The sequence below is a fragment of the Lacrimispora amygdalina genome (assembly GCF_003432035.1).
Classification (GTDB): Bacteria; Bacillota; Clostridia; order Lachnospirales; family Lachnospiraceae; genus Lacrimispora; species Lacrimispora amygdalina.
In genome coordinates, this window is sequence record NZ_QOHO01000060.1 from 1 (window position 1) to 21,165 (window position 21,165).

Consider the following 21,165-nt stretch of genomic DNA (forward strand, 5'->3'; position numbering starts at 1 on the left):
CTCTACTTTCTTTCACACTATTCTCCTCACTTTCTCAATAAACAGCTATGGCTTTTGCAATTTTCGTAAAGTAAATAATCAGAAATACGTCTATAAGGCTTTACTCTGTTGAATGGGGAATACAAACACTGATCTTAAAGATTTTATTCTCCGCGCTGGCGTCAATGAGTGTAAAGCCGCCAAGCCTCTCCGCAACCTCGTTGACACTGACCAACCCTAAACCATGACTTTCCTTCTTCGATTTCGTAGTGAGCAGTTTCCCGTTTTTCTCCAACGCCGCACCATTGTAGGAATTAACGGCTTGCACGTTTACCCAGCCATTGGCTGTTGTACTGGTTATTTCAATAAACCGTTCTGTCTCGGGAATTTTGCAGCATGCCTCAACCGCATTGCTGATGATATTGGAAAACACCCTGACAGTATCTAAAACCGGCAGTTCCATACTACTCGGGATCAGTACCTGAAAAGAAAAGTGAATCCCGTTTTCCTCGCAAATACCTGCATAATCTTGGAGCACCGCATCCAAAATCGTATTGTTGGAATATGATTTATGGTCCTGTAGATTCTCCTGCATCGTGTGATCGATGCTGTCAAGCAGTTCGATTGCCTGTTGGGTTTCTTGCTGCTGGAGCAGCGTTTTCAGCGATGCCGTCATAAATTTGTAATCGTGCCGGAAGGTGCGGAGTGTCTCCGTGTATTTCTGATAGGACTTGTAATGCCTGAGTTGTCGGGCATACTGTTCCTCCAATGTTTGAGAACGCCATTTATATTCCAGCAGCTTGATCGTCTGATTGGACTGATAAATCATATACGCCAGTATACTCTGAGTAAGAAGGCTGCCCACCAGCTTGATTCCGATGTACCATGCGACATTTGAAAACGAAAAGCGCGCATAGTTTATAATGGTGAGATTGATTGCCGCCGTAATTTCAAATGTGACGATCATTTTCAATTGCCTGCTGTTATTTATAAACCGTCTGAAGCTGCTCGCCTGAAAGACTGTTTTGCGCAGGATAATGAAAAAAAGCATGACAATAGGAACCGATACCGCGGTCATGGTAATATGCGTGGCCGGATCAACAATGAATCCGGGATTACTGTCCAGTTGAATAAAAGCAACAATGGAAACCAATATGCTGCGGAAGCAATAGGCACTCATCACGCAAAGACCGCCGCCATACAACGCCTGCAACCAGTTCATGCTTGTCGAAAGTCGAAAGCCAGCCGCCATTGCAAGCAAAACGACGGGGATGAACAGAAACCGTACATCCAGAATTTCCAACAGCTTATAGGTGACGTCAACGCTCAGTAACGCCAGCACATCCCGTACCCATCGTTGCTTCTTAGGCGGGAATACCTTTTGGTAGTAAAGCAGAAAATAAAAATAATATACAAGCATTGCGGCCATAGCGGCATAAATCATTGGCGTTCCTCCTGCGTTTTCAAACCTCCGGAATACTTAACATGTGAGCGGGAAATATATTCAATAAACGTTTTTTTCACAGACTTCACGAAATTTTCTCCGATAGGAACCCGCACACCGGTCTTCAAAATAATATCCTGTCCTTCCAGCCTTGCTATGTAAGACAAATTTATTAAATAGGAGCGGTGTACTCGGTTAAAGTTTTTGTCTTCAAGCAAGTCATTCAATTCTTTCATCTTGCCATAAAATTCAACCGTCCTGTCATTGGTATATACGGTAATCACCCTGCCCCAAATTTCAAAATGGGAAATATCTTTAATGGGAATCGCCTCGACAATACCATTGATCTCAAAGGAAAACAATTCTTCCTCTTTTTTCTCCAGAGCGAGCTCCAAGGTACGCAAAAAAGCCTTCTCAAATTTCTTGAAATCCATTTCCTCTTTCATCAGATAGTACGCCGGGGTTGACTCAAATGCGTCAAACAAATACTCCGTCCCGCAACTCGTCAGGAACACGATCTGTGCCTGGCAGCCTGCGTCACGCAATTTTCGTGCGGTATCTATGCCGTTAATCTGATCCATCAGAATGTCCAGATAGATAATGTCCACTTGATGCGGCGTATCAATATAGTCAAACAGCAGGCTCTCTCCGCTTTCAAAACAAGCCAATTCAATATCTGCTTTATGTTTTTCGGCACACTCTGTAAGAAATCGAGTACACCGTTCCCTTTCCTTGCGGTTATCGTCGCATATAGCGATTCTTATCATAAGCCCACCTCCCTAATAAGTTACATCTAATACGACGTATCTTTGTTCTCATATCATTCTCTTCTGGTTACAAGCCGTGTGTTATAGGTGAAATTTTAGAAAAACCATCGCAACTGTCCTGCGAGAAGTTGCTCTTTCGGCCTTACTATACCCTCCAGCAGCATAAGTCCTCTTGGATTCAACACAAGGATTCTTTCTATACTAGTCGTTTATTAGGTAATAAAACGGAAACCGGCCTAGATGATTGCTCATCTGGCCGGTTTACCTGTGTTTATACGACAACACTAACAGTGTTTATTAAATATTATCATAATTACCAACATCCTAGCAACAGGCCATAGGTAAACTTTTGACAACCTTTTCGCAGTCCCCAGCTTACCAGGGGGGTGTATGATAACCGGGTAGGTTGTCAAAAGTTGACCTTTAGACGGCTTAAATGATAAGCGACTGCTGTGGTAAAATAAGATAATCCACCCTTACTATTTTACGGTCTTTGCGCTGGATAGAACCAGTCCCTGCAAAGACAGCGAAAAAAAGAAACATTTGCTTAGATTGATCAAACCGCACCTCCTTTAGCAGGGCGGAATTACAGGCGTATTCGAATTGCTGTTGATTTTGTGTTAGCCGATAAAGGTGATTTTTGATCCGAATTATTGCCTTTATCTCTAATAGATACTATACTGCGTAGGAACTAATTTCAATAAGGAGGTCATAAATCATGCCAAGAGGACGTAAACATCCCCAAAATATCGATGAGCAGATCGTTGAAACCGAGGAGCAAATCAAGAAACTGCAGGAAAAGCGCAAACAATTGATTGCCGACAAAAAGAAGGAGGACATTGAAACGCTTCTTCATGCCGCCCGAGAAGCAGGTATCACACCCGCTGAGCTTGTGGCAAAACTTGCTTCAAGTAAAAACTCCGATACATAAACCACGGTTCGGTATAAGCAAAATGGAGGCTTGTTCAGATTCAGATCAGCCCGTTGAAAAAGTCCAGCTTTTAGGCCGTCCCTCATAAAACAGTATTTAAGTGAAGTATGGCGTAGCGTAAAAGCTACGCCATTTCTTCGTTTTCCGGTGTGTCAGTTCTGGCAGGATACCCACCAAATCATAGCTGATGTGAATATTCTACTTTCGTTTTCCATCCGATTTATCCGGCGCTTCTACAAATACCCTGCTAACCAGATCATTTAAGATAGTGGATGTAAGCCCCATCAAATCCGTGTACTGCCTGCACTTGCGGATAAACCGTTCCTCATCTTCGGTGTGCGCTGCATTAGGAACAACTATGCGAATATTTTCTATTGGCACTATGCTTGTATTTGGTTTTTCAAAAAGGTTTCCAATCTATCGCAGGATTTAATTTTGGAGCAAAGAAGCTTGATAGGGTTAGGGAGTCGATTCATTTTTCTATAAAAATTACAACTGGATTCTGCTTACTGCTTTCTATAATCTGTGCAGTTTTTTCTAAAAACATAATTAGCATTTTTGCTGATAATAACCAAGAGGTTATCTCAACTGGTATTCAAGCAATTTTAATGCAGAGTTTTTCATTTGTGTTTTTTGGATTCTATACAGTTTACTCCTCATTATTGCTTGCTTTAGGAAAGGTGAAAGAAGGATTTTTCCTCGGATTGTGTAGACAAGGAATATGCTTAATCCCCTTGCTGATAATTCTACCAAGCGTTTTAGGAAAGACTGGAATTTTAATATCCAAACCTGTTGCAGATATTATTTCTGTCTTTATAACATTCATTTTTGTTCGTATTACCTCAAAGTTTCTAAAAGAAACCGAAAACAAAATTAGAGAGGATTTCATGATTAATCTTTTGTTTTAGAAGCAACTAGTTAAGATTTTCTTTAAAAATTCGCATTACTTCGGGCCAAGTTCGAGGTTAATAGTTATCGCTCCAAACTTATCGTTTTATAAACTGTTGATTATTGATTTTGCAAACTGTTCGGCTTTTTTTATATCATCAGAGTTGGGACGGCCTGTACGCAAAATCATATAGTGACCGGGGCAATGATATTCTGCATCTGAAACGGTAAGTCCCTGATCTTGAAGATATTTTTTAGTTTTTTCATAGGCAGACTTAACGATAGCCGCTGTGCTGAATACTACAACCTTTTTGATATTTGCCGGATTTAGTGTCAATATATATTTCTTTAGCTCCGGGTCAATGTCAAAAGCATATAAGCCGGTTCCTAAAAACAATATATCGACTTTGCCTTGCATAGGCTCGTGGATTGGCTTTGCGGATATCCCTGCTTGTTTAGCGATGGCATCTGCAATTTTCTTTGTATTACCTGATTTTGAATAATAACGCACTTCAATGTTCATAGAAACGCCCTCTTTCCTGCTATTTATTTCATTATCAACGGTGCAAACCTGCCAATAACCGACTTTATGACAATGCAGCCAGCAACTACAAAAAGCGCAATTTGGGGGTCATAAAGGATAGGGATTTTCCATTTGAATATTTGCGCTGCTGTTGTAAGTAATGCGATTGTCCCAAAGATGTAGCCCATGATGGTGAGCGGGTGAGCAGGTGCATTGCTGATAAATTTGCCGATTGTCGGCATAATCATGCACATTGCAAAGCCGATTGCACCCAAAGTAATAACAGCCGATCTCGGCCCATTGATGAATAATATTTGTTTGCCGGATAGTCCTGCATAAGCAATCAGGCCGGTAATCAACCACTCCGCCGCCAATATTCCAATTCCTTTCATTGTTTGTCGCTCCTTAAATACATTTTATTGAATATCGTAATATGTCTTTCTAAAAAAGATAATGCTTCTTCATATTTTTCGGGCTGATTGTCGTATTTGGATAACAACAAATACAAAGGTGAATAAAACTGTAAGGCCATTACCATTGGGTCTGCATCAATATAAACCCCAGTGTTTATTAAATCAGTGAACACGCCTGATATATAATCTAAGCCCTTGTCTATTATCAATTCCCTGAAAAACTTGCTTGCCTCGGAGGTTCTATACTGTTCCATTGTCAACATTCTACGCAGTTGCGAACCATACTCTGTTTTGAGATAGAATTGGAACATCGTAACGCTGATACGGAATAATTCCTCCCTGACATCACTTTCTTCTGAGAGAATATTGGCCATACTTTCAGGGGGAATAAAAGTAGAAACGTCCTCTTGGTAACGACGATTAATGTCTTTGAGAATAGAGTCAAAAATGTCTTTCTTTCCGCTATAATGCTTGTAAAGGGCGCTCTCGCGTATTCCGATTTCTTTTGATATGTCACGGATACCAACCCCATCATAACCTTTTTCAGAAAACAGTTTTAGTGCAACTGTCAAAATAACTTCCTTTGTATCACGTGTTTCGTTTTTTGGCATAATAACCTCCATCAACAAATAAAGTGAGCAGTTGTTCACCATTATTATAGTGAACAACTGCTCACTTGTCAAGCGGAGAACTAAATTATATTATCACGTCGTTATTTATGAGCATTTCAAGCTTCCCCAAACTCGGCTATTTTGCTCATTTCGCTGTCGTTCATTCCTTGTTTAACTTCGAGCCAACTTCGAGGTGTTGACAAAGTCCTGCTATTTCAAACACACACAGAAAATAGCCTTAGAATTGATAAAAACTTAAAAATTTGACCTTTTGTAGCCAATAGGAAGTGCCGAAATGGGAACTTGTCAAAACAAACTCTCTCCATTGGATTTCTAAAAAATTAGAGGGGGTTTGTAAACAGCTCGAACTTGGCCCGAAATTAACTAATTCTTTGTGTGTTGTCATGACATGAAGCCTCAAATTTTATTCTCTTTTTGGCATAATATTTGTCCTTCAATTGGTAGATTCGTTTAACTTGTTCTACTTATTAGAACAGGAAAAGCAAAAAACAAGCGTATCGCTCATTGTGAACGATACGCTTGTTTTAGACATTTCACCTGGCAGTAGCCCATAAACAATATAATTTTTATATTGTCTTATCACGGACTACCTTTAGCTGGACTTTTTTATGAGCACCTGCTCTTGCGCCTTTATTTTAGTTGTTTCAGGCAATAGCCCTTACCCCGTTCCGATTCGATGCGGACCGGCGATAAGCCGCCCAGCTTCCGCCGCAGCCGGGATATGTGCTCCTTCACGGTGCGTGTATCACTTGCCGGTTCCATGCCCCATACGGTTTTGTACAGTGCTTCGGTGGAGATAAACGCACCCTTGTTTTTTGCCAGGGTTGCCAGCAGAGCGAATTCCCTTGGCTTTAAGAGCAGATCCCGTTCCTTTAAGAAGGCGCGCAGAGAAAGCGTATCCAGCTTTAGGGACCCAATGCACAGGATTTCTTCCCCTTGTCCGGTTAGCCTGCTCCTCCGCAACAGCGCTTCCACCCGTGCCAGAAACACGTCCATATCATAAGGCTTGGGAATGTAATCATCGCCCCCAGCCTGCAGACCCGTTATTAGATCGGCTTTTGTGTTCAGCGCGCTTAAAAAGAGGATCGGAACACCGCTTTTGCTCCGCAGTTCTTCACAGTACCGCAGTCCGTTGCCATCCGGCAGCAGGATATCCAAGACGATCAGGTCAGGGATTTCGCGCTCCATTTGAACCCGTCCTGCGGTAAGGTCAGCCGCTTCCAGCACACGGTAGCCTTCTATCTCTAACGCCTTGCGGTTGGTTTTTAAGATGACGGCATCGTCCTCCACAATCAGTATGGTTGATTTGCTCATGTATTTTCACCTCTTTCTATTTGGCTGGGAAGCGTAAAGCTGACCGTTGTTCCCATGTCTTGGTTACTCTGAATCTCTATGGTTCCGCCGTGTTCCTCAATGATTTCCCTGCAGATAGCAAGTCCCAGTCCCGTACTGCCGTCGCCGCTGACATTCCTTTCAAACACATGGGGAAGCAGGTCGGGACCGATGCCATCCCCGTGATCCGTGATGCTGATGCGGACGCTGTGATCCGGCGCCGATTCCGCTGTCAGGGTAATGACATCCTGTTCTGTATGGCGGTTTGCATTGACAATAAGGTTAACCACCACCTGGAAGATACCATCCCCGTTCACACGCAGGGGTATATATACAGGGTCAGTCTTAACCATAACCTGATTTCCCTTTTTATCACAAATGGACTCACAGAAGCCGGCGCCACGAACAAGGAGCGTTTTTGCGTCGGTGTCCGCCAACGTGAGCTGTTGGTCCGCTTCCAGGGATACTTTTTTCATCCCTTCCACCAGTCCGGACAGGCGGGACGCCTCCTGCTTGATAATCTCCAGGTTTTCCAGAGTATCGTCATCAATCGCGTTTCTGCGAATTTGGAGAGCCGTGAGCCCCGCGCAGTTCGCCATTTTCGTTAACGGAGTACGCAGTTCGTGGGAAAGAGTTTGCAAGAATTCCTCCCACATATGATTCAGCCTTTCCATCAGGCGGTCCTTTTCCCGGATTTCCTGCTCCGCCAGCCGTGCCTCATTGCGCTCGGTTGAGGTACGGGAAAAGTTGATAATCTGCACAATCATATTGAGAAGAGCGAAAACAATCAGACCGAAGGTAGTCAGGCTCAGTGCCATGCGATAGCCTCCGCGCCGATACCAGTAAGTGTCCAACAGAATAAAAATGATAAATACAACCACTTCCGCGAACAGCAGAAGGTGGTCATATCGAATCTTATCCTTTCGACATACAAGGCGCAGAATCAATGCACCTTGTATGTATATCAGAAAGAGTCTGTTTACCCAAATGGCAGTATGGAGCAAATCGGTATATATAACCGACGGCGTCAGCAGCACAATCATGGAATAGGCGGCGCAACCTGCACCGAAGGCGGCCAAAGCATAGCGGTTTAGTGCACCGGGGAATGTGCTATTGATATACATGACCAAACTGAACACAAGCAGGATGATAGAAAGATACTCCAGTTTAAGCGTGATCTCCCAGGGCAAATCAGGCAGTAAGAATAGGATATCTTTTTTTTCAGTGACGCCTATTCGCACGAAAGCAGTAAGGCAGACCAGTGAATACCATAAATGGGGTTGGCATTGGAAAAACAAGAGCAGTCCCATCGATACAAGAAATGCTGTTACGATGAAGCCAACCAATATATGAATCCGCATCTGTGCGGACATATCGCGTGCACCGATATTCTGCGCAGTACCTAAAGTCAAATCCAGCAGCCCGCCGCCATCGGAGTGATGGAAATTTGCCACTTGGATTAATATCTCCGTCTGATCCGTATCCGGCGTGAAGTACACCGTGTAGTGATTGGTATCTGGAAGGGTGGTTTCTACCGTTGCTCCTGGTATCCCCACAACCGATAGTTCCTCGCCGTTTACATACAGCCGTTGCGAATACATGGCGCTGTATGCGCTGATTCCATAGGCTCTGCCGGCAGGCAGGGTCAGCGTCATACGATAGGTGCCGTAATTCTCCCATTCCTGCAATTCGGACGGGTTTTCGCTCTCCGGCGTCCATTGTGCAGGACGTCCCTGTTCCACATCCTCCGGGGTGTACAAAACGCTAGGGTAATAGGTAAAATACCCTTCGGGTAAGGTCGCAAGTGTTGTATCAAGGTCAAAGCCGGACAAATCCGCATGGCCTTTCTGCAGCTCTGGAGTTTCCTGATATGGCGCCTTTGTCAGCATAAGAAGCCAATACAGTACGATTAATATCAACAAAAGAAACAGCAGTATACGGATAAAGATACCGCTTTTTTTCATAGGCTCACTCTCCTTTTTCGGAAGGTGCGGCTGTTTTCTTGTACCGCAGGGAGCGGCCGTCCGTCGGCTTGGGGGTATCTTTCGGGATAAGCCAGAGGTTCCCTTTTTTAATTGCGCCCGGAACACGGCCCTGCTCACAATAATAAGCAGCCATGCGGCTGCCAACGTCCCATTTCTCTCCGGCTTCACGAACCGTCAGGTAATCCATCTTTCACGCCTCCGCATCTTGGTTTACTTTTAGTATATATCATTTTATACTATATTTCAATAAAACGCAATGTAGCTTTGGTAATACTTCTGCCGACGGTTTGCTATCTGGTAAGAGCCTTACGTCCTCATGATTTTGCAGGATCAAAGCACTATAATGGTATAAGATTATTCCTTTGCTTTTATACCGTCGAAGTAATCTGCCCCGTATCGGGATGAATGAAAACCGTGTGGAGTCTCTTTCTTTCTGCATACTTAACCATCTGCATTGTGCCGGTTTGTATATTCCTCTCATTGTCATAGACTGCCACCAGATAATCCGCCTGTTCTATCATATAGCGGTTACACCTCAAATAACTCTCTGCATTGTGAATATGGCTAATCACAATCACTCTGGCATGGTCCCGGATAAACTGCATCCGGGCCTTGCTCCGCTCATCCCAATATGCATCGTGCCCGTCGCAGGGCAGTATCACATTCAAATTCACTTCCTTAAATCCCGGCTGTTCCTTCAGCCGCAGAAGAATCTCCGCAGCCCACATATCCACGCCCAGAGCACCTCCGACATAAAATTGTCGTACACCCTTTTCGTATAGCAAAACAAACTGGTCATGCAGCCGCTTTTTCAGCCGTTTACACCCACTCGTATTCTCCTTATACTTGAACTTGAATCTTGTGGGCTTATGACCGGTTACGGCGCAGGAAAACACCCTCATTTGCATCCACCTCCTGAATTTCTGTTTTCTTTATTATAATTGCCATAGACGAGTCAAATCAACCATAGTCGCTTAAAAATCCATGCTATAGCAGATAATATATAAACTATAGCATGGAGGTAATCAATGAATGATCTTTTAAAAGAAATCGGAAAAAGGATATATGACCGACGCAAGCAGATGAATCTGACACAAGAAGTGTTGGCTGAGAGGACCAATGTCACCCCACAGACTATATCCACTGCCGAGCTTGGGCGCAAGGCCATGCGTCCAGATACAATAATCCGTTTATGCGATGCCCTTGAAATTAGCACTGACTATCTGTTGCGTGGAAACATCACACAATCGGATAATGGCCCGCTCGTTCAAAAATTCTCTGATTTGACTCCATCCCAGTACCGGCATTTGGAGGACATCATTAATAGCTATATTGCAGCTATAAAAGAAAGCGAGGCATAGGGTTTTCAAAACCTTGTGTCTCGCTTTCTTATTAACTATTGACGCGAAATGCAGACAGGGTTCCCTTGATTATGTTCCTTACATTTTCGTCAGCATCGGGTTGTTTTTCTCTATTAGTTGTAGGCTCTGGCAGCAAAGCGGTATTCTCCTGCACCAGTTCTTCCTGCTTCATAAGCGGACGAACCGCCTCTGCAGACGACTCTACACATTCTTTCTGCTGGCACAAAATGTCCAGAACAATGGTTTCAATCATCGTCCTGTCCAATGTCTGCCGCGCAGAAATATCGGGCGTTTCACTGCAGTGGACATAGTGCAGGACCGCATTGACAATGAATCTTCCTTTACTGTGCGGGTCCTGCTGTTCCAGCAAACGAATCACTTCTGCATGGGCCGGGTCTTTTTCATTCAGCCGCAGGGTAAACCGCCCGCGGTCTTTTTTCGGTGCCATAATAATCACCTGCCCGTCATTTCAATCTGGTACAGGTACTCATAGCCTCTTGCGTTGGCATTGATGTCGTCCACGAACAGCGGTGTTCCTACCTTACCGGACGCTTCGATTTGCCTACGCAGAAGGATTGCGCCGCCACCTACAAAGATGACCTTCATAAACCGCAGATCCAGCATCCGCTCCCGCAAAGTGCTGAACAGGTCGCTCACAAACTGCTGCGCCTGTTGCTCAACCAATTGGACAGCCTCCTCTGGGTAATCCGAACCCTTGCCTCGCAAAATGATGTCCACATCATTCTCGTCCAACAAAATATCTAGCTCGGCGTTGGCCTTGGATCGGATGCGATTGTAAAGTAGGATTACTCCATTTTCCAGAGAGTCACAGGTGGACAGATCTGCCTGCCCGTTTTTTAAAAGCAGGTAGTCTGCTGTGAAACCGCCAATGTCCAGGATTACTGCCTTGGCGTCGTCCATCAACTGAAATAGCATAGTTGCGGCTGCCGCATAAGCCTGTGGGAAACAGCCCACATCCTCAATGTAGACCGCATAGTCTTTTCCATTAAACGAGAATTCAATGATACCGTGTTCCTGAAAATACTCTGTGAACCGCTTGGCTTGAGCACCGAAATGGGCGGGCGGCAAACCCACGGCTAACTTGACCCGCACTACATTCCCAGTACTATAGCCTCTGACCGCCAGTTCTCCAGCCAGAGCAAACAGCGTCAGAACGAAAAATCGGTCATCCTCTGTCTTGTCCTTGCGATAAGGAATACGCTGGTCCGTAAGCGTGTAGAATACTTCCTTATAGTACAGTACATCTTTGCCAAAGGGTTTGGTGGCGCTCTGCTGCAGACCAGATACAAACGGTTCGCAATGAACAGTTTTCATCTGTTTATTCCCATGATCGATTCCAATGAGCATCATAAAACTTGTCCTCCTTTTTGTTGTTATACTAATCCTTTACGCCGGGATTACGTCTTTTTCAACAGAATCGCATTGAAAAAGAAACTTTACAAATAAAACAGGGGCGGCAAATCCAAATCGGATTTGCCGCCCCTTACGATTTTTCTATTGACCTTTACTCAGTAAAGTCTCCCGACTCCACCATCGCCTTGACCTGTGAAAGATAGCTTTCTTCGCCGCCAGACGAATACTGTAATAATTGCCCCTCATAAGGTGTTCTCATACAGATAAAAATGGTGGAACCATCTGGCGATAAATAGCCGCCCTCTATGGGGATGCATTTCCATCCCTGCTGTTCCAGCAACCGTCCATACTCAAATAGTACATCATGGTTTCTTGTTTCCTTAAAACTTTTCAAAATTGCTTTTCCTCTCATCATTGTTTCTCCTTTCCGATGTTTTTGAATCTGTTAGTCATTTGTGTTAACAGGGCTAACAGAACAATATTTTTAAGTGTGCAGGCTATATTCGGCTTTTTTCAGATTTTCCTGTCCATGCAGGATGATCCCGCCGCAGACGCCTGGCCCGTTAGGTGTGTAGCCGGTAAAACCAAAGCTGTACGGAACAAAATCATCTGTCACGACGAAACGCTCATAATCAACCCATCGCAGGTTACGGGACAAAAAGAGCCCCAACTTATGGCGCAGCAGAGGTCGAGCTATTACCTCCCTCAGATTTCGCCGGCTGCGAAATTCAATGCGCGGCGTCCAGTCCTCTTTTATGGAGAGTATCTTCCATTCCTGTCCGATAGTCTCTCCCTCCGCAAGATAGTCATGAAAACGAGTGAAAGGCAGATACACTGTTTCCGTATGTCCTTTAAGGTTATCAGCTCCACCGTCTGTTAGCCAGGAAAAGCGAATGACAATTACCTCGTTACCAGACGGAGCTTTTTTTAGCCGCAGTTCCGCAAAGGAGCGGATATCATTTGTCAGCAGCCATTTCTTCTCTATCAGCTGTTCCAGCTCTTTCCGCAGGATTACAAACCGCTGTGGGGAACGAAATTGTCTGGAATATGTCCGCAAGGACACCGATTCCTGTTCCAAAGAAATCCTTACCATTGTTCTGTTATTCATCATAACCTCCTGTAAAATAGAGGGAGAGAAAAGAATCCTCTCCCCGCAGTCAATTGCTTCACGGTTTCCTCAACCTTATGCTACATTTGCCCTCTGGAAAAATTCTGCCGGTGTCAAAATCGGTACTCCCAGTTCCTGTGCCTTTGCCAACTTGCTACCGGCTTTTTCTCCGCAGACCAGATAATCCGTCTTTTTTGAAACAGAACTACCAGAATGAGCACCCAGGGATTCAATCAGGTCATTGATTCCCTCTCTTGTGTAGGGCTCCACCTTTCCAGTCACCACAATGGTGCAGCCGGTAAATGGGGAGGTCCCATTGTTTGGAAGCACCTCCATCACCTTTTCTTCAATTACCAACAGCTTCTGCAGCTCCTCCCAGACATAAATGTTTTCTTCCTCGCTGAACCAGTCCCGGATATTGTTATGCAAAGTCTCCCCGAAGTCGGGAAGCTGTGTGAAATCATACTCCTGATATACAGCCATTTCAAAATTGGAAAGGCTGCCGTGGAACTCCCTTCGCAGAGCCTTACTGGCATTGTCGCCAATCATAGGAATATCCATAGCAATCACGTACCGCTCGAAAGTTGTATGTTGACTCTGCTGGATAGCGTCCCAAAGATTCTGCCATGACTTTTCTCCAAAGCCGTCCATCTGCACGATCTCATCCCTATGCCTGTCCAGCCGGTAAATGTCCATGTAGGTATGTATCCACCCATGTCCAATCAATTTCTCCAGCGTGGCCTCAGACAGTCCGACAATATCCATTGCCTTCTTGCTGACAAAATGTACAAACCGCCGCAGTCGTCTCGTCTCGCAATCAGGATTATCGCAAAACAGTGTCTTTGTAATCCGTTCCTCACCATCCACTGTACGCCCCGCCCCTTCATGAATACGGGTAGGAAGACCGCAGCATGGGCACTCGTGCGGAATCACATTTTCCAATGAAAAACCGCTGCGATCCAAATTGTCCTCGATATGGGGAATGATCATGTTTCTCTTGCAGACTAAAATACGATTTCCCGGCATCAGCTCCAGCTCCTCAATGAAGGACAGATTATGCAGACTTGCTCTGGAGACCTCGCACCCATCGATTTCCACGGTGTCGAACACTGCAACAGGGGCAATCTCACCAAAACGGGTAGGCGTCCATTCCATATGCAGCAAACGGCTCTCATAGAGTTCATCTTCAAATTTGTACGCCATGCCGTCCTTATAATGATGCCCCGTGCGTCCACAGATTTTGGAAAAGGCAATATCGTTATAGGACATCACGATTCCATCAATGGGAATGCCGTTTGCATCAGCAAATTGCTGTAGCTGCTGGATTGCCTGCTCAATTTCGTCCCGGGTGAGGAGCCTTTTGCTGACTAAAAATTTGCAGATGGAAAAGCCCTGTGCCGGAAGCTGAGATAACTTTTGGGACTTTGTAAGCATCTCAGGAAAACCTTCCAACACGCCAAAGGGCATGAACACCACCTTACGCTCCCGGCAGGTAGCCGCATCCAATAGGCGCACCGAGCCGGCAGCAAGATTTCGTCCGTTTTTATAAGGTTTACCGCTGCTGTCCAACAGTTTTGCTTTTAACACTTCAAAATCAGCGGGGCGGATAAAAGCCTCACCAGTCACCACCAGATGACCTGTATACGGGATTTGTGCCGGTATACCTGTAATGCCGCTGGTGTTGTGAGTAATAACCTCCCCTTCTTCACCATCGCCTCTGGTGGCCGCTTCCACAAGCCGACCATTTTCATAGGTCAGCTTTACAGTAAGACCGTCCAGTTTCAGCATAAACATGATTTGCTGTGTCCCCTGAAACAACGCCAAATCCTCGCTGCTTTTTGTCTTGTCCAAAGACAGCAGAGGAATTTTATGAGAGGTCTTCTCCAGCTTGCTTACGACGGAATAACCTACAGTCTGCGTTGGCGAATTTGCCATGCAGATACCGGTCTGCAGTTCCAATGCTTTCAACTCATCGAACAGCCGGTCATAGACTTCATCTGAAACACTTGGAGCGTTATGGTTATAATATTTTTCCCGATGGATATTCAGCCGGTCCGTCAGTTCACGCTGTTTTTCAAAAATGTTCGCTTCCATCATGCCACCTCCTCAAGTACCCGGAATGCCAGAATCATAAATTCCTCCGTGCGCTTTGAATCACTGCTATAAATGCCGCAGATGCCGTCTGAAAAATCCCAGAACGGCGCCTTACTCCACCATAGTACCGAGCCTTTGCCGCCGTTGCTTTTGGTGACCTTGTGATCTGGCGCGTCAGGTATCACGCTATAAAATCCCTGGGTATTTGCCAATGTGACTTCCCGCACCTGACCCACATACTCCGTATGACAGTGAGCGGTAATTTGAAAGCGGGTTCCCGCCTTCAGCGATTTCTTTAACTGGTTCAAATTCTTAATCATGTGTCTTTTCCTCCTTCTTCTGATAGCGTCCAAAATTCAGTTCCCTGACCAGCACCGTGATTTTCTCATCATCGTCCCAGTCCAAAGGAATAGATTCTCTCTGCGGCCCAATACCCACATGAAGGCACACTGCACCGCCTTGGATCTGCAGCAGCACATCAGGCCGTCGTGCGCAGACCATTGCCAGATTTCCAAGCTGTTTCATATTCTGCAATCCTCCTTGAACATAGCGGAGCCGGGCGTCTCAAAAGACACCCGGCTCCCATTGTTTGTATTATGCCGCCGCGGAGAGCGCCGGCACAGGTACATTTTCTGTTGCTTCCATCAAATCAGCCATCAGCACATCCACCAACAGGTGTCCACACAAATGTCCGGTATGGATAATAACCTGATCTTCCCGCAGCTGAGCAAATTCCTGATTTCGTAGAACACGGCTGGTTTTTGCCAGTTCCCGTTCTTCGTCAGTCAGTCGCTTGGAAATTTCTTTCTGCCATTTTTTCAGAAATTTCTTGGCTTCCTCAATGTCAGCTTTCTGCCGGTCATACATGGTTCTTTTCTGTCGAACTGTCCCATCTGGCTCAATTTCCAATGTATAATAGGATTTCTCTGGTTCAGAAGTCAAGCGCAAGAACAACACATAGCTTTCCCTGCTCTCAATCCGTTCCCAATATCTCTCGACATTGCCAAGACAATGGTGAAGGTTCTCTCCCTCCAGTATGATATCTTCTATCCGGCAGGGCACTACCACGGTGTAATCCTTGTCCGCAAAAACATAAATATCACTGATAGACTGATAGATTTTTTCAATATGTGGATACTCTTTCAGCACCTCACCGGCACGGAGGATTAAATCCTTCTTCTGATGGCAACGGGCCACCAATTCATCGTGACGTTGACGCAGTTTCCTTGCCCGAAAGATAATCGCATCATTGGTGTCAATATCAAACCGCAGAGCCATAGAGAGATAGTCCTCCCATGTGGTAAGCATTTCTTTGCTGGACATTCTATTCTCTTGCATCTGCCGCCTCATGTAATTATAGACCTGAACAATGCTCATCCGGTCAAGGATGAATTTCAGATCATCTACTTTCACGCTCTGACTGCAGAACCAAGCGATCACCTTATCAGGCAGAAGTTTCCCTGTGGATTTTTCATATTGAATCCACTTCAAAAACTTTTTACCGCCCTTATTTGCCCTCAGCCGTTTTAGCCCTTGGGCATCCGTTCCCAGCACTTTAGCCAGGTCACCAGTGCCATGTTTGCAAAAACACGCTTGAAATGAATATTTATCGGCCATACATTCCCTAACCAAATCTGAGAGTCCGGCCTTCGACAACTGTTCCAGCTGTGGCACCTCACGCAGCACTGCTAAGTATTTTTCCGGATCAATCATCTGCATATCCCGGATGCCTTCAATCAGGCCAGTACGGCACAATTCATGCTTTCCCAAATCGGGAAGTGTACGGCCATAAACCCGACCGGCATAGTCATACCATCCCGAAGTCGAACATAATCCGCAGCTGATCCAACGAAACTCAGTGTGTTTATAGTCGCCCCAATAATAAGCATGGAGGCCATGCCCATTCCGGCCATATATGACACGTCTGTTTTCCCTGTAGGAATACTCGGGCTTTTCATATTCCCCTTTTGAGTAGTGGGCAGAACCGGAAAATTCCCGGATCATAAAGCCATCCTCACACCGCTGAATCAGGTACATATAGGCACTTTTTGTATTTACCCTCCCGGCTTTACCAACAGACTTGAATGTAATCTCATGTCGGCAGCACGAACAATGCCCTTGTTTGTTATGCCGGGGATTACGAATTGGCACTTCCTTCTCGCAGTAGGTGCAATATCCACTATCAGCACCTTTCCGACTATACTGGTAAAAGATATAATTCTCCGGGATACCCACTTTGCGTACCCAGCGGTCCCAGTCTTTGGGCAGTTCCGGCGTCTGTGCCAAATCCAAATCCCAGGGGTCGGTTTCCCGCTTGTGGCGCCGCTTCAATTCATCCTTTCGTACTTGGAGCTGATACTCCAGCAGGCCGGTATATCCACCGTGCTTGATACCCAGGTAGTTCTTGATGGTAGCAAAGCCCTCCGGATTGATCCATTTCTTTTTTGCGTCACGAACATAAGAGGGCCAGTCCAGCATATCCAGCTTGGCTGTCAGCCATTTGTCCCGGTTTCGGTCATAGGTCAAAAACTCTCCTGTATTCCGGCAGACAAAAACCTCATAGGCTGGCAGATTTCCTCCCAGACGCATACGGTCTGGGAGGAAAAATGCAACTTTCAGGATTCCTTGCAGCGTCTGGCAACGCATATACAACCCATACTGGTAAATTTCCCGAGTATGTTGTTGACCACTCCAGCCATAGCTGTAAACCTCACGCTTTGGGGTATCGTCGGCTGCCATCTTCATCATTTTGGGTGTCGCTTTCAATGTACGCAGCTTTTGTAATTCACCTTTTCTCAAATCAAACTCACCTGCCTTTCTTTCAAGTTCACACCATACCAACGCCCCGGTAGTACCTTCCGGCCGTCTACCCGGGCCAGGGCTACCTGAATAATATTACCTGTAGCATGGTCTTCTTTTGCAAAAGCAAGAATATCATTCAGTTCTCCGGTAGCGGCTGGATCAATTCCGCGCACCAGCGCATAGCCATTGCATGCCTCTCCCTTATCTTTTTGCACTTTAGAATTCCAACGCCTTTTGGGGTGATCCACCATATAGGCAAGACTGTGCAAAAAAAACTCTTCCTCTGTCAGCCTTTTAAGGATGTTTAAATGCGTGCAGGCAATTTTTGAGTCTAAATCATCCTCATCAATATCTCCGCCTGCTTCTACAATGTAGTATTCAGAATCCTCCATATCGGAGTAGTACGTTAGACAATCCAGCGGATCTTCAGCGCAATGAAATCCATTGTCCCGGCAGTTGGCCATATCGGTCACATTCAGTCCCATATGAAACTGATAGCCGCGGCACACCAGTCCGGGAGAAAAGCCCTTGTATGCAATCATTCATTTCTCTCCTTTCTTTGCTGCCAAACAAATCATCCTGCTTTCGAGGTAGGCATACTCAGATCAAGCAGTGACATTTGCCCGTCAGGCAGCGCATCTTTTTTCTCTGGCTCCGGCTTTTTCTCTGCTGCTTTCTTCTCCAAAGCCTTTTTATTCTTTGTCTTAGTTGGAACGGTCCTGCCCATGTAGGGCTTTGGAACGAATTCTTCTTCCTTCTCCTTGTCCTCCTCGGCATCCGGGTCACGAAAATATTCCTCCGCCCACTGATAACACATGTCGTCTGGTATATCGCCGCCATATGTGCCGTTAGGTCCTTCTGGCGTCATACCATTGTCCTTCATTTCCTGATGGAGAAATTCCATAGCCTTCCGGTTGATATAGTAGAAGCAATGGATCATCGTCTTACGTGGCAGCATCGTCAATCTGGCAAAAGCAGGGTCGGAAAAGCAAAGAGTTTGAATATACTCCGACACACATTCCTTCATGTTACGCCGCGTTAATCTCTCAGTAGCTCCACTCACACGTTTAGCAGAAGCCTCAATGACCTCTTCATCACCCATTGCAGCCAGACGGTCCAATTGTTCCTGTTCATCCGCCTTCTTGGCATTTTGGGCAGCTTCCCATTCTTCCTTGCGTTTGGCCTCTGCCGCTTCGTGGTCAGCCTTCCTTTTTTTCTCCTCGGCCTCGGCCTGGGCTTTAGAATTTACGGTATCCTGTCCGGGCTTGCTGTCCAATTTCGTTTCAGCCTCCAACTCCTTACCGCAGCCATTAGATTTCTCGGCGGGGCCATCTTCCAATTCCTCCGCCTCATTATCTGCGCTGTCCATATCGTCGGAAACACCTGCCTGGAGGGCAGGCAATTCCATTTTTTCTTCCATCTGTTCAGGAGGCATGACAGGCAGTCGTTCCGCCTGTTCAAAAGCCGGCGCTTGCTCAAAAGCACCCTCGTCCTCAAACGGCGAATCTATGCCGCTCTGCATTTCCATATTTATTTCAGAAAAAACACCCATGATAAATCTCCTTTCATCATTACGAAAAAAGGCATGGAAACAGGATTGAAAATCCCATTCCATGCCTTTTGTTGATTGACTACAACACACAAACTATGTATGTTGTAAGATTTAAGCAGTAACAGCTAATTTCAGAATTCTACTTTGACCCTTTCTTGATCTTTTTATTTATCCATTGTTCCCCTGTTTTTCCGACATCGGCTTTGCAAAGGCCGGGGAAAAACGACAAGGCACAAAGGTATCCATATCACGATAAAAATAAAGTCTTTGTTCCTCATCATAGAGCTCCATCACATCCGAAACAGCTAAACAGCGTTCGGAGTAACCTTCCTGCGGTGTACTGTACCGGATAAAAAGCAATTGTAAAATCTCATCATCCGGCAGTACCCGCGGTACACTGATGCTACCCTCGTATACCAGACGGTACTTTGCTGCAGGCGGCTGATTAAAGCCGGCTTTGTGCAGAGCCTCAATCCCCAAAAATGCAAAAGGAATGGTAGGCTCTGTTTCAAAACTTAATTGATAGATACGAAAATGACGCTCACGGCGCTGGGTATCCAACAATTTTTCCAGCTCATCCTGACCATTCCTAAGAAAAACAGCATATTCGTCCTCTGCCAATCCCAGATAGGCAGTTAGGCCAACACCATTCTCCGGCATTTTGTGCCATATCTCAATGTTCCTGTTGATGTCATCCATGTTACAAAGACCTGAAAGATAGCGTGTCTTAAAAGTCATAGATTCCTCCTCTTTTTCCTGCATTTCTTTTCGACGTAACGCAAGCTGCCAGTCGTCCACACCCTTGTAATTGGGATTCCAGGTCAAGCGGCGGCAGTTCATACCATGTTTTCTCGCCATGAGATAGATTTTCGAAGCCCCTTGAGAAATGGCCTTGTTGCTGTACTTATCTATATCAAACGCCTCCACAATTAGTTCCGTGCCATGCTGTGCCAGCAGGGCAAACAGCAGGTCCAGCCGGCTTACATTATTGGCTCCTGCGATTGCCATAAAAGATAGGTTCATCAAAAGATGGGCAATATCCGCTTTAAGCAGTCCCTCCGTCACATAGACGGTACGGGCAAAGGGATTTCCTACAAAATGTACCGGACTGCCAGAGGTTGTGCCCATGTTCTTGGTCGAGGACGAAAACCAGATGTATTTAGCTCCAGCCTTGTCCGGTGGATCGTTTTTATCCCGCAGAGGCACATCCAAAAGAATCTGTATGCCGCAGATCAGGCCGTCGATCCCCCTGGCCGGAATTAAAATTCCGGCAGTCCTTCTGTTGAATTTAGCGCTCCAGTTTCCGCTCTCCAGCTGATAAAAACCGGGGACTCCCTGCACTGTACACCCCCTTGCAAGCAGCCGTTCTGTAAGAGACCGACAAAGGAACGCCGGCGGGGTGCTTTTGTAGCCCAGAGAGTCAATTTGCTCATCCGTCAGTCCACGCTTTGGTGAGCGCAGATGCCGCCTGTGCTGATCTGTCAGAGACAACATTTCAAACAACAGCGAATAAGTCTGGTGGATTTCCTGGTCGCTGGCCCTCTGCGATTGCGGTACTTCTTCCAGATCCTTTGTGCCGGCCTGTTGTGTCATGCCGGGGAGAGTGCTGACGGCCCGGGGTTCCCCATTGGAAACCCCGGCGCAGCCAGCGTGTTTTTTCTCCGCCTCATACCCCCAGGGTGGATCGGTTTGCAGAATATCGCAGATTTCCCGGTAAGCATCAGAATTGGTCGTGCTATTAAGCTTGGCATACAACGCCAGCATACCACCATGTTCACCGCAATAGTTGCACCGCCAGACATTCTTGACGTAATTCACGTTCATCTTGCCACGGCGGTCATTGCAAAAAGGGCAGTCCACATAAACGCTGTTTGCCTGTCTGCGCCGTATTTGCAAGTGCAGCAATTCCACCACATCCATGATCCCGAAAGGAAAATCCCGTGGGTATGAGTCCATTGATTCATCCCTCCCTTCCTTAGC

24 protein-coding genes are annotated in these 21,165 nt (G+C 45.8%); 3 read left to right on the forward strand and 21 right to left on the reverse strand.

All coding sequences use genetic code 11. The features are described 5' to 3' along the window. Window positions 1–100 precede the first annotated feature (100 nt). Window positions 101–1,423: an ATP-binding protein gene (locus DS742_RS18115; protein WP_117418381.1), complete on the reverse strand. Its 1,323-nt coding sequence runs from the start codon at window positions 1,421–1,423 to the stop codon at window positions 101–103. Beyond that, window positions 1,420–2,190, reverse strand: coding sequence for a LytR/AlgR family response regulator transcription factor (locus tag DS742_RS18120; RefSeq protein ID WP_117418382.1), 771 nt, complete (start codon window positions 2,188–2,190; stop codon window positions 1,420–1,422). Before DS742_RS18120 ends, DS742_RS18115 begins: the two co-directional genes overlap by 4 nt. Window positions 2,191–2,908: 718 nt before the next feature. On the opposite strand from DS742_RS18120, the gene DS742_RS18125 reads away from it, so the two are divergent. Continuing rightward, window positions 2,909–3,121 carry a hypothetical protein gene (locus tag DS742_RS18125; RefSeq protein ID WP_117418383.1) on the forward strand — a complete coding sequence of 71 codons (213 nt, stop codon included), beginning with the start codon at window positions 2,909–2,911 and terminating at the stop codon, window positions 3,119–3,121. A 198-nt stretch (window positions 3,122–3,319) separates the two neighbouring features. Here DS742_RS18125 and DS742_RS18130 read toward each other — a convergent pair whose 3' ends face one another. Further along, entirely contained in the window at window positions 3,320–3,502 is a 183-nt protein-coding gene (locus tag DS742_RS18130; protein WP_242996590.1) for a DUF4368 domain-containing protein, read from the reverse strand. A gap of 5 nt (window positions 3,503–3,507) precedes the next feature. Between DS742_RS18130 and DS742_RS18135 the strand changes: the two genes are divergently transcribed. Continuing rightward, window positions 3,508–4,029, forward strand: a complete 522-nt coding sequence (locus DS742_RS18135; RefSeq protein WP_205692773.1) for an MATE family efflux transporter — start codon at window positions 3,508–3,510, stop codon at window positions 4,027–4,029. An 86-nt stretch (window positions 4,030–4,115) separates the two neighbouring features. Here DS742_RS18135 and DS742_RS18140 read toward each other — a convergent pair whose 3' ends face one another. The 7 genes from DS742_RS18140 to DS742_RS18170 all read right to left on the reverse strand — a co-directional run bounded on the left by DS742_RS18140 (window position 4,116) and on the right by DS742_RS18170 (window position 9,796). Next, window positions 4,116–4,532 carry a flavodoxin domain-containing protein gene (locus tag DS742_RS18140; protein WP_117418385.1) on the reverse strand — a complete coding sequence of 139 codons (417 nt, stop codon included), beginning with the start codon at window positions 4,530–4,532 and terminating at the stop codon, window positions 4,116–4,118. A 23-nt stretch (window positions 4,533–4,555) separates the two neighbouring features. Continuing rightward, window positions 4,556–4,924 (reverse strand): hypothetical protein, encoded by a 369-nt coding sequence (locus tag DS742_RS18145; protein ID WP_117418386.1) that lies wholly within the window; start codon window positions 4,922–4,924, stop codon window positions 4,556–4,558. Further along, window positions 4,921–5,556, reverse strand: a complete 636-nt coding sequence (locus DS742_RS18150) for a TetR/AcrR family transcriptional regulator (protein ID WP_117418387.1) — start codon at window positions 5,554–5,556, stop codon at window positions 4,921–4,923. The genes DS742_RS18145 and DS742_RS18150 overlap by 4 nt, the downstream gene beginning before the upstream one ends. Before the next feature lie 651 nt (window positions 5,557–6,207). Then, a complete protein-coding gene (locus DS742_RS18155; RefSeq protein ID WP_117418388.1) occupies window positions 6,208–6,891 on the reverse strand; it encodes a response regulator transcription factor in 684 nt (227 codons plus the stop codon). Continuing rightward, window positions 6,888–8,873, reverse strand: coding sequence for a sensor histidine kinase (locus DS742_RS18160; protein ID WP_117418389.1), 1,986 nt, complete (start codon window positions 8,871–8,873; stop codon window positions 6,888–6,890). The genes DS742_RS18155 and DS742_RS18160 overlap by 4 nt, the downstream gene beginning before the upstream one ends. A 4-nt stretch (window positions 8,874–8,877) precedes the next feature. Then, complete coding sequence (locus tag DS742_RS18165; RefSeq protein ID WP_117418390.1) at window positions 8,878–9,081, reverse strand: helix-turn-helix domain-containing protein; 204 nt, start codon at window positions 9,079–9,081, stop codon at window positions 8,878–8,880. 181 nt (window positions 9,082–9,262) lie between these two features. Then, complete coding sequence (locus tag DS742_RS18170) at window positions 9,263–9,796, reverse strand: SLOG family protein (protein WP_117418391.1); 534 nt, start codon at window positions 9,794–9,796, stop codon at window positions 9,263–9,265. Between the two features lie 126 nt (window positions 9,797–9,922). On the opposite strand from DS742_RS18170, the gene DS742_RS18175 reads away from it, so the two are divergent. Further along, the gene (locus tag DS742_RS18175; protein ID WP_117418392.1) at window positions 9,923–10,255 is read left to right on the forward strand and encodes a helix-turn-helix domain-containing protein; all 333 of its coding nucleotides are present in this window, start codon (window positions 9,923–9,925) and stop codon (window positions 10,253–10,255) included. A gap of 31 nt (window positions 10,256–10,286) precedes the next feature. Here the strand turns inward: DS742_RS18175 and DS742_RS18180 are convergent, their stop codons facing one another. From DS742_RS18180 to DS742_RS18230, 11 genes are all read right to left on the reverse strand, one after another. After that, window positions 10,287–10,703, reverse strand: coding sequence for a hypothetical protein (locus DS742_RS18180; RefSeq protein WP_117418393.1), 417 nt, complete (start codon window positions 10,701–10,703; stop codon window positions 10,287–10,289). Between the two features lie 5 nt (window positions 10,704–10,708). Further along, window positions 10,709–11,626: a ParM/StbA family protein gene (locus DS742_RS18185; RefSeq protein WP_341457661.1), complete on the reverse strand. Its 918-nt coding sequence runs from the start codon at window positions 11,624–11,626 to the stop codon at window positions 10,709–10,711. Window positions 11,627–11,780: 154 nt separating this feature from the next. Further along, window positions 11,781–12,044: a hypothetical protein gene (locus DS742_RS18190; RefSeq protein WP_147325824.1), complete on the reverse strand. Its 264-nt coding sequence runs from the start codon at window positions 12,042–12,044 to the stop codon at window positions 11,781–11,783. A gap of 69 nt (window positions 12,045–12,113) precedes the next feature. After that, a complete protein-coding gene (locus DS742_RS18195; RefSeq protein ID WP_117418395.1) occupies window positions 12,114–12,737 on the reverse strand; it encodes a hypothetical protein in 624 nt (207 codons plus the stop codon). Window positions 12,738–12,812: 75 nt separating this feature from the next. Next, window positions 12,813–14,831 (reverse strand): NAD-dependent DNA ligase LigA, encoded by a 2,019-nt coding sequence (gene ligA, locus DS742_RS18200; protein WP_117418396.1) that lies wholly within the window; start codon window positions 14,829–14,831, stop codon window positions 12,813–12,815. Then, window positions 14,831–15,151: a hypothetical protein gene (locus DS742_RS18205; RefSeq protein ID WP_117418397.1), complete on the reverse strand. Its 321-nt coding sequence runs from the start codon at window positions 15,149–15,151 to the stop codon at window positions 14,831–14,833. Before DS742_RS18205 ends, ligA begins: the two co-directional genes overlap by 1 nt. Continuing rightward, a complete protein-coding gene (locus DS742_RS18210) occupies window positions 15,144–15,356 on the reverse strand; it encodes a hypothetical protein (RefSeq protein WP_117418398.1) in 213 nt (70 codons plus the stop codon). The genes DS742_RS18205 and DS742_RS18210 overlap by 8 nt, the downstream gene beginning before the upstream one ends. Window positions 15,357–15,425: 69 nt before the next feature. Beyond that, window positions 15,426–17,630: a PcfJ domain-containing protein gene (locus DS742_RS18215; protein WP_170313515.1), complete on the reverse strand. Its 2,205-nt coding sequence runs from the start codon at window positions 17,628–17,630 to the stop codon at window positions 15,426–15,428. Then, window positions 17,627–18,175 carry a DUF7666 domain-containing protein gene (locus DS742_RS18220; protein ID WP_117418399.1) on the reverse strand — a complete coding sequence of 183 codons (549 nt, stop codon included), beginning with the start codon at window positions 18,173–18,175 and terminating at the stop codon, window positions 17,627–17,629. Before DS742_RS18220 ends, DS742_RS18215 begins: the two co-directional genes overlap by 4 nt. A 32-nt stretch (window positions 18,176–18,207) precedes the next feature. Beyond that, a complete protein-coding gene (locus DS742_RS18225; protein ID WP_117418400.1) occupies window positions 18,208–19,185 on the reverse strand; it encodes a PcfK-like family protein in 978 nt (325 codons plus the stop codon). A 168-nt stretch (window positions 19,186–19,353) separates the two neighbouring features. Further along, on the reverse strand, window positions 19,354–21,141 hold the full coding sequence (locus tag DS742_RS18230) for a YodL domain-containing protein (RefSeq protein ID WP_117418401.1): 1,788 nt from the start codon (window positions 21,139–21,141) through the stop codon (window positions 19,354–19,356). Window positions 21,142–21,165: the final 24 nt, after the last annotated feature.